At 71.8% G+C, this 13,286-nt stretch carries 12 protein-coding genes and 1 pseudogene; 8 read left to right on the top strand and 5 right to left on the bottom strand.

The genetic code is table 11. From position 1 onward, the window contains the following. Positions 1 to 119 precede the first annotated feature (119 nt). Complete coding sequence (locus DK412_RS15045; protein WP_109972580.1) at positions 120 to 923, top strand: creatininase family protein; 804 nt, start codon at positions 120 to 122, stop codon at positions 921 to 923. A gap of 64 nt (positions 924 to 987) precedes the next feature. Next, positions 988 to 1,950: a GTP-binding protein gene (locus DK412_RS15040; protein ID WP_109972579.1), complete on the top strand. Its 963-nt coding sequence runs from the start codon at positions 988 to 990 to the stop codon at positions 1,948 to 1,950. Positions 1,951 to 2,102: 152 nt separating this feature from the next. Here the strand turns inward: DK412_RS15040 and nhaA are convergent, their stop codons facing one another. Next, complete coding sequence (gene nhaA, locus DK412_RS15035) at positions 2,103 to 3,305, bottom strand: Na+/H+ antiporter NhaA (protein ID WP_109972578.1); 1,203 nt, start codon at positions 3,303 to 3,305, stop codon at positions 2,103 to 2,105. Positions 3,306 to 3,699: 394 nt separating this feature from the next. Between nhaA and DK412_RS15030 the strand changes: the two genes are divergently transcribed. Continuing rightward, a complete protein-coding gene (locus DK412_RS15030) occupies positions 3,700 to 4,470 on the top strand; it encodes a potassium channel family protein (protein ID WP_109972577.1) in 771 nt (256 codons plus the stop codon). Positions 4,471 to 4,570: 100 nt separating this feature from the next. Here the strand turns inward: DK412_RS15030 and DK412_RS15025 are convergent, their stop codons facing one another. Then, complete coding sequence (locus DK412_RS15025; protein WP_109972576.1) at positions 4,571 to 5,164, bottom strand: helix-hairpin-helix domain-containing protein; 594 nt, start codon at positions 5,162 to 5,164, stop codon at positions 4,571 to 4,573. Positions 5,165 to 5,382: 218 nt separating this feature from the next. Next, positions 5,383 to 6,273 carry an NlpC/P60 family protein gene (locus tag DK412_RS15020; protein WP_109972575.1) on the bottom strand — a complete coding sequence of 297 codons (891 nt, stop codon included), beginning with the start codon at positions 6,271 to 6,273 and terminating at the stop codon, positions 5,383 to 5,385. A gap of 222 nt (positions 6,274 to 6,495) precedes the next feature. Between DK412_RS15020 and DK412_RS15015 the strand changes: the two genes are divergently transcribed. From DK412_RS15015 to DK412_RS15000, 4 genes and pseudogenes are all read left to right on the top strand, one after another. Next, on the top strand, positions 6,496 to 6,861 hold the full coding sequence (locus tag DK412_RS15015; RefSeq protein ID WP_109975286.1) for a hypothetical protein: 366 nt from the start codon (positions 6,496 to 6,498) through the stop codon (positions 6,859 to 6,861). 201 nt (positions 6,862 to 7,062) lie between these two features. Next, positions 7,063 to 7,524: a MarR family transcriptional regulator gene (locus DK412_RS15010; protein WP_109972574.1), complete on the top strand. Its 462-nt coding sequence runs from the start codon at positions 7,063 to 7,065 to the stop codon at positions 7,522 to 7,524. 369 nt (positions 7,525 to 7,893) lie between these two features. After that, positions 7,894 to 8,349: pseudogene (locus DK412_RS15005) on the top strand (NUDIX hydrolase); the annotation flags it as partial. Positions 8,350 to 8,597: 248 nt separating this feature from the next. Next, positions 8,598 to 9,314, top strand: a complete 717-nt coding sequence (locus tag DK412_RS15000) for an MgtC/SapB family protein (protein ID WP_109972572.1) — start codon at positions 8,598 to 8,600, stop codon at positions 9,312 to 9,314. 36 nt (positions 9,315 to 9,350) lie between these two features. On the opposite strand, the gene DK412_RS14995 is transcribed toward DK412_RS15000, so the two are convergent. Next, complete coding sequence (locus DK412_RS14995; RefSeq protein ID WP_109972571.1) at positions 9,351 to 10,349, bottom strand: LysR family transcriptional regulator; 999 nt, start codon at positions 10,347 to 10,349, stop codon at positions 9,351 to 9,353. A gap of 105 nt (positions 10,350 to 10,454) precedes the next feature. On the opposite strand from DK412_RS14995, the gene DK412_RS14990 reads away from it, so the two are divergent. Further along, the gene (locus tag DK412_RS14990) at positions 10,455 to 11,177 is read left to right on the top strand and encodes an SDR family oxidoreductase (RefSeq protein ID WP_109972570.1); all 723 of its coding nucleotides are present in this window, start codon (positions 10,455 to 10,457) and stop codon (positions 11,175 to 11,177) included. A 157-nt stretch (positions 11,178 to 11,334) separates the two neighbouring features. On the opposite strand, the gene DK412_RS14985 is transcribed toward DK412_RS14990, so the two are convergent. Then, positions 11,335 to 13,281 (bottom strand): cellulose synthase catalytic subunit, encoded by a 1,947-nt coding sequence (locus tag DK412_RS14985; RefSeq protein WP_109972569.1) that lies wholly within the window; start codon positions 13,279 to 13,281, stop codon positions 11,335 to 11,337. Between the last annotated feature and the right edge of the window lie 5 nt (positions 13,282 to 13,286).

The following is a 13,286-nucleotide window of genomic DNA, read 5'->3' as shown; positions in this document are numbered from 1 at the left end:
CGGCGCACATGCCAGCCGGCCTGTGACGACTGGATGACGCGAAGGTGAAGAACATGCGCCGGTTTCGGCCGATCGGTCCGCGGCTTATGGTCGGCCGCGTGACAGACGGAGGATGCGCGATGCCGGCCCGGCCCTGGGGCGACCTGACCACCGAGGAGTGCCGCGACGGCGCGCTCAAGGCCACCGTGGCGGTGCTGCCGGTGGCGGCCGTTGAGCAGCACGGGCCGCACCTGCCCCTGTCCACCGACGTCGTCATCGCCGAGGGCTACCTGGCGCGTGTCGCCGACCTCGTTCCCGCCGACCTCGACGTGCGGGTGCTCCCGGTGCAATCCGTCGGCCTGTCGCCCGAGCACGGGGATTTTCCCGGCACCCTGACCCTGAGCCCTGAGACGGCGCTGAAGGCCTGGACCGAGATCGGCGACGGGGTGGTGCGGGCCGGCTGCACCCGGCTCGTCATCGTCTCGTCGCATGGCGGCAACAGCGCGCTCATGGACCTCGTGGCTCTGTCCTTGCGCGGCCGGCACGGGATGGTGGCGGTCACCACCGCCTGGAGCCGCTTCGGCACCCCGCCCGGCCTGTTTCCGGACGAGGAGGTGCGCCACGGCATCCATGGCGGCGGGATCGAGACCGCCCTGATGCTGGCGCTCCGCCCCGACCTGGTGCGGCGCGACGCGATCCGCGACTTCGTGCCGGCGAGCCGCGCGATGGAGCGGACCTACACCCACCTGCGCGCCGGCCGCCCGGCGGCGCTCGCCTGGCACGCGCAGGACCTCAATCCGGAAGGCGCCATCGGCGACGCCCGCCTCGGCACGGCGGAGGCCGGCCGCGCCCTCCTCGACCACGGCGCCCGGTGCTTCGTCGAGCTGCTGCGCGACGTCGCCCGGTTCACCCGCTCCGGACCGGCCTCGCGCCCGGAGGAGTGACACACTATATCACCCGTCGCGGCGCCCCCCGGCGCCCGGCTCACCAGCGAACAGACGGCCCCGCATGTCCGACAAGATCCCCGTCACGGTGCTCACCGGCTATCTCGGCGCCGGCAAGACCACGCTCCTCAACCGCATCCTCACCGAGCCGCACGGCAAGCGCTACGCCGTGATCGTCAACGAGTTCGGCGAGATCGGCATCGACAACGACCTCGTGGTCGGCGCCGACGAGGAAGTGTTCGAGATGAACAACGGCTGCATCTGCTGCACCGTGCGCGGCGACCTGATCCGCATCATGGACGGGCTGATGAAGCGCAAGGGCAAGTTCGACGCCATCATCGTCGAGACCACCGGCCTCGCCGACCCGGCCCCCGTCGCCCAGACCTTCTTCGTCGACCAGGATGTCGGCGAGGCCGCCACCCTCGACGCGGTTGTGACGGTGGCCGACGCCAAGTGGCTCTCAGAGCGCCTGAAGGACGCCCCCGAGGCCAAGAACCAGGTCGCCTTCGCGGACGTGATCCTGCTCAACAAGTCCGACCTCGTCGACGCGGCCGGCCTCGACGCCGTCGAGCGCCAGATCCGGGCGATCAACCCGTCGGCCGAGATCCACCGCACCCAGCACTGCGCCGTGCCGCTCGAGACCGTGCTCGACCGCAAGGCCTTCGATCTGTCCCGCATCATCGAGGTCGAGCCGGACTTCCTGGAGGAGGGGCATCACCATCACCATTCCGACGAGATCCAGTCGATCTCGGCGCGGCTTCCCGGCGCAGTCGATCCCAACAAGTTCATGCCCTGGATCTCCGACCTGACCCAGGTGCAGGGGCCCGACATCCTGCGCTGCAAGGGCATCGTCAGCTTCCCCGACGAGCCGCGCCGCTTCGTCTTCCAGGGCGTGCACATGATCCTCGACGGCGACCTGCAGGACGAGTGGAAGCCGGGCGATCCGCGCGAATCCCGCGTCGTCTTCATCGGCCGCCACCTCGATCCGGAGGCGATCCGCAAGGGCTTCGAGGCCTGCCGCGCCTGAGCGGAGCGAGCGATCCCGACCTGTCCGGGAGCGACCGAACTCTGCGCTTTCGCGGCACGCTCGGCCGGACCATGGCGGCGGGGGCCGGGGCCCGATGGGCTCGAAGGTCCGGATCTCGGGGGCCGGCACGTCGATCGCCCGGCCGCCGGTGATCACGATCTTGCCGCGGGCCTGGGCGCCCGCGGCGCCAGCCGCAGCACCAGCGCTCCCGCCGCCATGCAGGCCAGCGAACCGGCCAGCACGCCGATCTTGGTCTCCGCCTCCAGCTCGGGGCTCGCGGCGAAGGCCAGGAGGCCGATGAACAGGCTCATGGTGAACCCGACCCCGCACAGCAGCGCCACGCCGTAGACCTGCGGCCAAGTCGCGTGCGCCGGCCGCTGGGCCCAGCCGAGCCTGACCACGGCGAGCACGAACCCGAACACGCCGAGCTGCTTGCCCACGAACAGGCCGAGCGCCACGCCGAGCGTCACCGGATCGAGCAGCATGGCCGGCTCGAACCCGGCCAGCGACACGCCCGCATTGGCGAACCCGAAGATCGGCAGGATCAGGAACGACGACCACGGGTGGATCGCGTGTTCGAGGATGTGCAGCGGCGAGGCCGGGTCGTCCGGCTTGCCGGCGCTGAGGCGCAAGGGGACCGTCAGCGCCAGCAGCACGCCCGCGATCGTCGCGTGCACGCCGGACTTCAGGACGAAAACCCACAGCACCGCGCCGAGCAGCAGGTAGGGCCACAGGCGCGCCACCCCGGCCTTGTTCAGCCCGTAGAGCACGGCGAGCGTCAGGCCGGCGCCGCCGAGCATCGGCAGCGAGAGGTCGGCGGTGTAGAACGCCGCGATGATGACGACGGCGCCGAGATCGTCGATGATCGCCAGCGCGGTCAGGAACACCTTGAGCGACACCGGCACGCGCGAGCCGAGCAGCGCCAGCACGCCGAGCGCGAAGGCGATGTCGGTCGCAGCCGGGATCGCCCAGCCGCGCAGCGTCTCCGGCGAGTGCCGGTTGACCGCGACGTAGACCAGCGCCGGCATCGTCATGCCGCCGAGGGCGGCCACGCCCGGCAGGATGCGGTCGGGCCAGGTGCGCAGGCGCCCGTCCAGCATCTCGCGCTTGATCTCCAGGCCGACCAGCAGGAAGAACAAAGCCATCAGGGCGTCGTTGATCCAGTGCAGCACCGAGAGCGGGCCAATATAGGCCTTGAGGGCCGAGAAGTAGGTCTCCGCCCAGGGCGAGTTCGCGACCACCAGCGCCAGCGCGGCGCTGGCCATCAGCACGAGGCCGCCGCTGGCCTCGTTGCGCAGCATGTTGCGGAGCGCCGAGAGCGGCCGGCGGACCGGCAAGGATGCCTGGATGGTCATGTCGGCTCCTTGCGGGGATGCGGGGAAATCGGCCGGGCGATCCGCCCCGTCTCCGGGCGCGCCAGGGTCGCGGCGGGACTCGCGTGGAGGGAGCGCGTCGCGACGGCCGCGCCGAGATCGGTGCCACGGCCATGCCGCCGGTGGTGCCGACGAGCCTGCCGAGCGGTACGAGGCGGAGGGGCCGGATTGGACGAGGCATGGGGATGAGGCATGGGCACGGGTCTTCCCCGCGGGCGGCCCGACCCGCGGAAGACATCCTGCAAGCCCCATCCTGGGACCGCACACCTTGGCGCCCGTATCCCATCGATGGGCTCGGCGCGCAACGGGCGCCGGCGATCCGGATGCGCTATGGGGCAGGCCCGCTCCGCCCGACCGGACCCGTTCCCCCTTCAGCATGACCCCGCTCAAAGTCAGACTGCACGCCCTCTACGAGGGCGACACCGACCAGGCGCACCGCTTCCGCTACGCCCTGCTCGCCTTCGACGTCGCGACGATCGCCTTCGTCATCGTGACCTCGTTCCTGCCGCTCTCGCCCTGGATCGTCGCTCTCGACGTGGCCCTCGGCCTCGGCGTCCTGGCCGACTTCCTCGGCCGCCTGGCGATCAGCCGCGCACCCGCCCGCGAGTTCCTGCGCCTGAGCACTTGGACGGACGTGGTCGCCATCGCCTCGTTCCTGGCGCCGATGGTCATGCAGGGCGTCGGATTCCTGCGCATCCTGCGCACGCTCCGCCTGCTGCGCACCTACCAACTGCTCGACCGGTTGCGCCACGACAGTTCGTTCTTCCAGCGCAACGAGGAGGCGATCCTCGCCGCCACCAACCTGGTGGTGTTCGTGTTCGTGATGACCGGCGTGGTCTACATCTCGCAGCACGGCACCAACCCGGCGATCGGCAGTCCGGTCGACGCGCTGTATTTCACCGTCACGTCGCTGACGACGACGGGCTACGGCGACATCACGCTGCCGGGTACGTCCGGACGATTGATCTCGGTGTTCGTGATGATCTGCGGCGTGACGCTGTTCTTCCGCCTCGCCCAGGTGGTGTTCCGGCCCTACAAGGTGCGCTTCCCCTGCCCGACCTGCGGGCTGCAGCGCCACGAGCCGGACGCCGTCCACTGCAAGGCCTGCGGCACCACGCTCAACATCCCCGACGACGGCGCGGACTGACCCGGTATCGGGCTCATCGCCGGCGATCCTGGTGGGTGTCGCTCCGGCCCGACGGACCGGGCGTCGGACCCTGCCGGGGAGCTTCGTCCACCGACGAGGCCTACCGCAACGTCACCTGACCCTTGATCTTGTCGTAGGTCGCCCGGCTCAGCACCCGCTTCGACAGGAGCTCGCCCGGGGAGGCATAGGGCCGCTTGGCGATGATCGCCTTGCCGATCATGCCGCCGCCCAGGCCGTTCAGTTCCGCCACGCTGGCGGTGTTGAGATCGACCGTGCCGCTCGACGGTGCGTCGGCGGTGGTGTCGGCCTGCGGCACCGGCGCGGAGGGCGCGGCCGGGGTGAAGACCGGGGGAGGGGAGGGCGCCGGCGCGGGAGGCGGCGGGGGCGCCGGAAGGGGCGCCGGCATGGCGGCGGGGCTCGCGGGGGCGGGGCTCGCGGTCGGGGGCGCCTCCGCCGTCGGGGCGGGGCGCGGCGCCGGCGGGTCGGCCGGGCGCGGGCCGCCCGGATAGACCGAGCGCACCGCGTCCCCGCTCGTCGGGGCCGGCGCCGCGCCGCGGCCGGCCTCGGCGCGCTTCTGCGGCTCCGACAGGTTGGGGCCGGCGGCGCGCGGCATCAGGAACTGCCACAGCCCGGCGAGGCCGGCCGCCAGCACGACGATGACGAGGGCGCGGGTGATGGCCGAACCGGTCAGCATCGCGGGCAGGTGTCCTCAGGGCTCGGAGACGGGGCCGCCGGCGGCGGTCCTCAGGGCTATTCTACCGCGGGTTATGGCCGGCGCGAGGCACGAACGGTCGCGCGCGGCCAAGATCCCGCCGGATGTCCACGGATTTGACGCGAAATTCCCGTCCCGCGGGGCGCGAGTGCCGCAGGGTTACGGGGATCGTCCGCGGGCCGGACCGGCGGGCGGCATCGTCAGGCGGCCGGCTTCAGGCGCCGGACCGCCCGGATCGCCCCGTCCCCCGTGCCCGGCCCGGTCCGGCCGGCGCGGATGCGGTTTTCCGCCTCCGCCAGGGGCTCGACCGCCACCGCCATGTGGTGCCCGTTGGCGTGGATCAGCCGGGTCTCGTCCAGCATCATCCCGACATGGCCGCGCCAGAACACCAGGTCGCCCCGCCGCAGGCCGGCGAGACCGGGGTCGAGCGCCACCGCCTCGCCCAGAGCTGCCTCCTGCTGGTCGCTGTCGCGCGGCGCCGGGAGGCCGGCGGCGGCGAGCGCCGTCTGCACCAGCCCGGAGCAGTCGAGCCCGAGGCTGCTGCGCCCGCCCCAGAGATACGGCGTGCCGAGGAAGCGCAGGGCCGTCGCGGCGACGTCCGGCTCGAAAGCCGCGACGGGCGCGAGGTGCCCGGCCCAGACGAAGCCCCCGTCGGAGAGGCGCGCGTAGGCGCCCTCCCGGGCCGCCACCGTCACGAGGGCGCCGAAGCTGAGCGCGCCGAGGACCGGGCGCTTCAGGTCGGCGGCGGGGTAGAGGAAGGTGCGCAGGCCCGAGACCCGGTGGGTCGGGGCGGGACCCGCGGGGCCGAGCGCCTCTTCCGGCAGGTAGCCGACATAGCCGTCGGCGGCGAGCTGCGCGAAGGCCCAGCCGTCGCGCAGCTCGTAGACCGTGGCGGCTTCGCCGAAGAGGGCCTCGCTGTCGAGGGCGGCGGTGGGATCGGGCGCGCGCCGCAGTGGCGCGACGGGCACGACGATCCGGTGCGGCCGGCCGGGCACGTAGCGCGCCGCCTCGACGCGGCCGCGCAGGCGCTCGTCGGCGAGGTCGGGCCGGGCGGGGGTCAGGCGCGGGTCGAGGCGGGGGAGGTCGGTCATGACCGCTCCCTTGTCCCAGGTCCGCCGGATCCGGACAAGTCGTCGCTCGCGCCGCGGTGCGACCTTATGCCCGATATCCTGCCGGCGCGTGAGATCGGGTCGAATTCTCCTGGCCGCAGCGTGGGCTAACCGTGAGTCAGGGGCAACCATTCCAACGGCGCCGGGTTGGACATGCGCGTGTTGCACTGCAACAATCGCACTCTCCGCGCTATGCTCAGCCGCATGATGATGAGCCGCACCGTGAAGAAGCCGACCGACAAGCCCCGCAACCTGCCGCCGATCCGGGTGCGCAAGGAGCCCCCCACCGTCTCCGAGGCGGTGGCGGCTGCGCAGGACCTCGCCGACGACGTCGAGCAGCAGGTCGAGATCGCCGCGGGCCTGATCGGCCTGCCCCCCGAGGAGGTGCGCCCGCACGTGCTCCAGGCGGCGCAGGCCCTGGCCGCCAAGCCCAAGACCGAGCGTGCGCCGGAGCGGATCATCAGCACCGGCAGCGGCCTGCGCGGCCCGCGGACGGTGATCGTCGAGCGCCGGGCCGGCCGCCCGCTGGTCGAGCGCCGCCTCCGCCCGCCGCTCGACGGCCGGCGCTGAGAATCCGGCGCTGGAGATTTCGGGCGGCCGCGATCCAGTCGCCCATCTTATGCTGTTGCGGATGGATCCCCATTCGAGAGATGATCGTTCACCATCGAACGCATCCGCATGGATTTCGGTGGTCCGTCCGGCGTGTTAGGCTGGCGGCATGAGGATCCTGCGGCGAGGGCGGCGCCCAGGTGCCGTTGGTATGGTGTGAACATGAACTCTCTCGAGCCTGTCCTGTCAGGTGTGGAAGCGCTGCGGCTCGACAACCAGCTCTGCTACGCTCTCTACGCGGCCTCCCACCGCATGACGAAGTGCTACCGGCCGCTGCTCGAGCGGCTGGGCCTCACCTACCCGCAGTACCTCGTGCTGATCGTGCTGTGGGAGAGCGACGGGCTGACCGTCTCCGACATCGGCCGGCGCCTGCGCCTCGATTCCGGCACGCTGACCCCGGTGCTCAAGCGCCTCGAGGCCGCCGGCTTCGTGCGCCGCACCCGGCGGCAGGCCGACGAGCGCGAGGTCGAGATCAGCCTGACCGAGGAGGGCCACGCCCTCCAGGCCGAGGCGGTCGAGGTGCGCCGCGCGGTGGTTCGGACCCTGCAGATGTCGGAGGGCGAGATCGCCGATCTGCGCGCCCGCCTCGACACCCTCATCGCGACTCTCGGCAGCGAGGGCTGAACTCCCGCGCAGCAATTGTTTTGCCGGTTAACAAATCCTGCTTGAGCGCCGCGACCCGCACCGGCTAAAGGGACGGACGAGGTGCGCCGTCCGCCGCGAGGGAGTCCGGACCGCGGAGCGTGCCCCCAAGGATCTTTTTCGAGGGATCTTTCTCGAAGGATCTTTCCCGGCCGATGCGGTTTCTCGCGAGGGGAACCCGCGCCGGGATCCCTTCCAACGGGGTACTCCCGGGCTCGCCGCCCGGGAACGGGACCAGCGAGTGCGCCGCGACGTGACATCCGTGACCTGCCCCGGGCCCGGTTCGAGCCCTCCTCTGAGCCTTCGCTCCTGCTGCCCGGGCCGCCGTTCCGCCGTGGACCGCGCCGGATCATGAAGAGCCTGAAGGCCCTGGCGGGTTTCCTGACCGGCTGGTCGGAGCGCGGCGGCGAGCCGCGCCGGCAGGTCGCCGTGCTGCCGGTCCGGCCCGGGCCGGACGGCAGCCTCCAGGTCATGCTCATCACCTCCCGCGAGACCCGGCGCTGGGTGGTGCCGAAGGGCTGGCCGATGAAGGGCCTGAAGAACTACGAGGCCGCCGCCCGCGAGGCCTACGAGGAGGCGGGCCTGATCGGCCGGGTCGGCCGGCGGGCGCTCGGCAGCTACTTCTACAACAAGCGCCTGAAGAGCCGCGACGCGGTCCTGTGCCAGGTCCAGGTCTTCCGCCTGGATGTGCGCAAGCAGCTCAAGACCTGGCCCGAGCAGAACGAGCGCGAGTGCCGCTGGTTCAGCGTGCCGGAGGCGGCCGAGGCGGTGACCGAGGCCGGGCTCGCCGCCCTGATCCGCGCCGCCGGGGCCGAGGGCGCCAAGGCGCGCAAGGACAAGGCGAAGGCGGTCAAGGCACAAAGCCTCAAGGGATCGGCCCTCCGGGGCCAGACTCCCAAAGATCCCGCGCCCAAAAATCCCTCCTCCAAAAGTTCTCCGCCCAAGGCCGCGCCCTGACCCCGCCGCTATCCGGCCGTCACACGGCCCCGCTATAGGCCGGGGTTTCGGCGCCGGCCGTCGCGGCCGGCGCGATCCTCCACGGGCGGCGCGACGCGATGGCGATCATCCAGGCCTTCCAGGCCGGCGAATTCCTCAACTCCACCCTGAGCCTGTTCTGCGCCTTCGTGCTCGGCACCCTGATCGGGGCGGAGCGCCAGTACCGGCAGCGCACCGCGGGCCTGCGCACCAACGTGCTGGTGGCGGTGGGGGCGGCCGCCTTCACCGATCTCGGCATGCGCATCGGCCATGCCGACGGGGCGATCCGCATCGTCGCCTACGTGGTCTCGGGCGTCGGCTTCCTGGGCGCCGGCGTGATCATGAAGGAGGGCATGAACGTCCGCGGCCTCAACACCGCCGCGACCCTGTGGTGCTCGGCCGCCGTCGGCGCCCTGTCGGGCGTCGATCTCGCGGCGGAGGCGACGCTCGTCACCGTCGCGGTGCTTGCTGGCAACACGCTGCTGCGGCCCCTCGTCAACGCGATCAACCGCATCCCGATCGACGAGCGCGATTCGGAGGCGACCTACGAGGTCCGCGCCACCACCGACACCGACCGCCTCTCGGAGGTGCGCGACCTCCTGGTCGAGCGCCTGGAGGCGGCCCACTACCCGGTGAGCGAGGTCGACGTCGAGGAGCGCGGCGAGGACGACGTCGAGGTGGTCGCCACCCTGGTCAGCACGTCGATCGAGCCGGAGGAGATCGACGCGGTGATCGCGCGGCTCGGCGCGGCGGAGGGGATCCGCCGGGCGACCTGGACGGTGCGGACGACGGACTGACGGCGAGTCCCGCCGGCATTTGCGAGTCGGTCGGGTTCATCGAGTTCGAGCGCCCGTTGGGACGGAACTCAGCGGTCTCTCGACGGATGACGCGCGCCCTTCCTCCTCGAGCGCTCGGTCCCAGGGGGCCGGCGAGGGAAACACCTCTTCGAGGAAGGCGAGGAACGCCTTCACGTTCGGGCTGCCGCGCCGACTCTCCGGCCAGAGCGCCGTGAAGGCGGAGCGCTCGACCGAGAAGTCCCGCAGGACCGGCACCAGCGCACCCCGCTCGACATGCGGCGCGGCGATGTAGGTCGGCGAGACGCCGATGCCGCCGCCGGCGACCAGCATCGCCGCGACGGCATCGCTGAAGTCGGTGACGATGCCGGCATCCGGCGTGAGTTCGACCGTGCGGCCGCCGACGCGGAACGGCCAGCGCAGGACTTGGCCGGTGCTCTGGAAGCGGAAGTTCACGCAGTCGTGGTGGACGAGATCGTCCGGGTGACGCGGCATGCCGCGCCGCGCCAGATAGGTCGGCGCGGCGAAGGCGCAGACGAAGTGCGGCGCGAGGCGGCGGGAGATCAGGCGCGAATCCGAGAGCTCGCCCACCCGGATCGCAACGTCGATGCCCTCCTCGATCAGGTCCGCCATGTGGTCGCCTAGGCGCAGGTCGATCGTCAGCCTCGGGTGGCGCGCGCGGAACCGCGGCAGCGCCGGGGCGAGCAGGTGCGTGCCGACCGGGAGCGGCGCCGTCACCTTCAGAAGGCCGGCCGGCTCGGCGCGGGCCGCCGCGGCGGCCTGCTCGATCGCCTCGGCCTCGCGCAGGAGCCGCAACGCCCGCTCGTGCAGGTCGCGGCCCTCCGGCGTCAGGGTGAGCGAGCGCGTGGTGCGGGTGAACAGGCTCACGCCCAGACGCGCCTCCAGGCGCTGCACGCTCTTGCTCACCGCCGAGGGCGAGATGCCGAGGGAGCGGGCCGCAGCCGTGTAGCTGCCGAGCGAGGCGGAGCGCGCGAACGCGACGAGGCCGGTGAGGCGGTCGAGACCGATCTGTTCCATGACAGCATGACTGAAGCGAGTTCAGGCCCGATTATCAAGCTGTGGCCCAGGCGCCATTCTCCTCCCATCGGCGCGCCACCAGCGCCTGCGGGAAGGACTATCGTCGTGAGCAGCACCCTCCAGGACCGCACCGTGGTCGTCTTCGGCGGCACGTCCGGCATCGGCCTCGCGGCCGCCCGGCAGGCGAAGGCGGCCGGCGCCGCGGTCGTCGTGATCGGCTTCAACGCCGAGGGCGCCGCGCGCGTCGCAGCCGAGAACGGGTTCGCCGGCTGGCGGGCCGCGGACGTGACCCGGCCCGAGACCATCGCGGCGGCGCTCGCCGGCATCCCCCGCGTTGACCACCTCGTCCTCCTCGCTGGCACCTTCGTGGCCGGCAGGATCCTGGAGGCCGAGGTCGATTACCTGAAGCGGGCCTTCGACGAGCGGATCTGGGCCGCGATCCATGCCCTTCGCGCCCTGGGCGACCGGCTGGCACGGGATGGGTCGGTCACCTTCATCTCCGGCGCCCTGGCGGATCGCCCCAGCGCCCAGGGCACCGCGGTGCTCGCCGCCGCCTCGGCCGCGATGGAGGCTCTCGCCCGCGGTCTCGCGCTCGAACTGGCGCCGGTGCGGGTCAACGCCCTGTCCCCGGGTACCACGGACACTCCGCTCCTCGCCCGCACGCTCGGCGCCCACCGCGACGCCTACGTCTCCGCGCTCACCGAGAGGCTGCCGCAAAGGCGCCTCGGCACGGCCGAGGAGGCCGGCGCGGCGGTCGTGTTCCTGATGAGCAACGGCTTCATGAACGGCGAGACCCTGCACGTCGATGGCGGCGCCCGCCTCGTCTGATCGCCCGCGCCCGAGCTCCTTCGCCCGCACGACGATTCGGAAGGGCTGTTCGGTGACGACCTTTCGCGGCCGATCACGCCTTGCATCTTAGCCCACGCTTCCAGCCCGTCAGGGGTCCGAGACGCTGAGGCCCGGAAAACGACACCCCCCTCCCGTCTCAGGAAAGCCCGAACCCCCGCCGCACCAGCCCGGCCATCGCCCCCGACAGGCGGGCCTGGCGGGCGATCCGGTCGCGCGGCGTGCCGTAGAGCATCAGCACCAGGGCGCGGCGCCGGGCGAAGTCCGGATCGAGCCGCACCAGGCCCTCGCCGAGGGGGGCGACGGGCACCGGGCCGATGCCCGGCAGGTGCAGCACCGCGCCCGCCGGGATCGCGACGTCCGGCGCGAGGGTGGCGCGGTCGGTCGAGAGGTGGGTGACCCGGGCCGGCACCGAGCACCCGTCCGCCTCCAGCACCGCGTCGAGCGCGCAGGGAAACAGCAGGTCGGCGCGCGGGTACTCGAAGCAGACCAGGAAGGCCACGAAGGTCAGCACCATCGCGACGCCGGCCCAGACCAGGTTGAAGTAGTCCATCGAGGACACCTCCGTCGCGGCCTCCGGCGCCACGAAGGCCCAGACGATGCTGAAGGCCGAGAGCAGCGAGAAGCCGCCGAACAGGGCGGCGAGGCGCCAGCGCACCATCATCCGCGAGCGGTCGCCGCCCTTGTCGGTCACCTTGAACGGCCGGCCGAACGGCTTCACGGCGGCCACCGCCAGCGTCACGGTGATCGGCAGCGCCGTCATGGTGTGGGTGACCTCCATGAACAGCGGCAGGGTGCGCGAGCCGGAGATCCAGCCGTTGTAGGCCCAGACCGCGAGCAGCATCGGCAGGCCGAAGCGCAGGAAGGACAGGTAGTCGGCCTGGAAGGCCGGCAGCCCGGCAAACCAGTAGATCGAGGGGGCGATCAGCATCAGCACGATGAACGGCTTGCACAGCCAGTTCAGGACCCCGTGGACGAAGTGCAGGCGCTGGATGAGCGTGTAGCCGGAGCCGAAGAGCGGGCCGGAGCGCAGCAGCGCCACCTGCATCGTCCCGAGGCACCAGCGGGTGCGCTGGGTGATGTATTCCGGCAGCCCTTCCGCCGAGAGGCCCATGCTGAGGCGCTCGTTGAGCCAGTGGGTGCGATAGCCCGCCCGCATCATGCCGCAGGAGAGGTTGAGGTCCTCGCAGATCGCCGCGTCCGGGAAGCCGCCGATCTCGTCCAGCCGGTCGCGCCGCACGATGAACGAGGTGCCGACGCAGAACGAGCAGCCCCAGGCATCCTTGGCCGGCTGGAACACGTCGAAGAAGATGCGCTGGTCGTCGACCCAGCTCTCGGCGGCCGAGAGATTGTGCTGGATCGGGTCGGCGTTGAAGAAGAATTGCGGCGACTGCACCACCGCCGCGCGGGGATCGTCGAACAGGCCGACCATCCGCGTCAGGATGTCGGGTTGCGGCGCGAAATCGGCGTCGAGGACCAGGATCAGGGGAGCGCCGGTCTCGGCCGCGGTCGCCCGCAGGCCGTTGTTGAGGTTGCCGGCCTTGGCGCCCTTGTTGTCGGGCCGGCGCAGGTAGCGCGCGCCGACCTTTTCGCAATAATCGCGCAGCCAGTCGCGGCGGGTGTCGTCGAGCACCCAGACGGTCTTGTGCGGATAGTCGATGGCGAGCGCCGGCAGGATCGACTTCTCGAGCACCTCGAGCGGCTCGTTGTAGGTGCAGATAAAGACATCGACCGCCGGCCAGTCGTTCGCGGCCTCGTGGCGGGCCTGCGCCAGATCGGCCTCCGCCGAGCGGTCCTTGTGGCGCATCAGGATCGCGATCGACATCAGCGTGTAGGTGATCGCCACCGCCTCGAAGATGAAGAACAGGTAGGGCCACAGGGCCTCGGCCGAGAGTTCGAGGGGCGGCAGGGTGTCGGTCCAGCGCCACGCGACGTAGGTGACGACGAGCGCCGCCGTGAGGCCGCCGAAGACCCAGCGGTCGTAGGCGCGCTGCGGCACGAGCAGGGCCGGCAGGGCGTAGAGCGCCAGCGCGACCGCGAGGTTGAGGGCGAGCACCGTCGAGACGTCGCCGGGAGTGCCGAACATGCGCG

This window comes from Methylobacterium sp. 17Sr1-1 (assembly GCF_003173775.1).
GTDB lineage: Bacteria > Pseudomonadota > Alphaproteobacteria > Rhizobiales > Beijerinckiaceae > Methylobacterium.
Note: the sequence above shows the minus strand (reverse complement) of the source record. Positions and strands in the feature narration are given on the sequence as shown.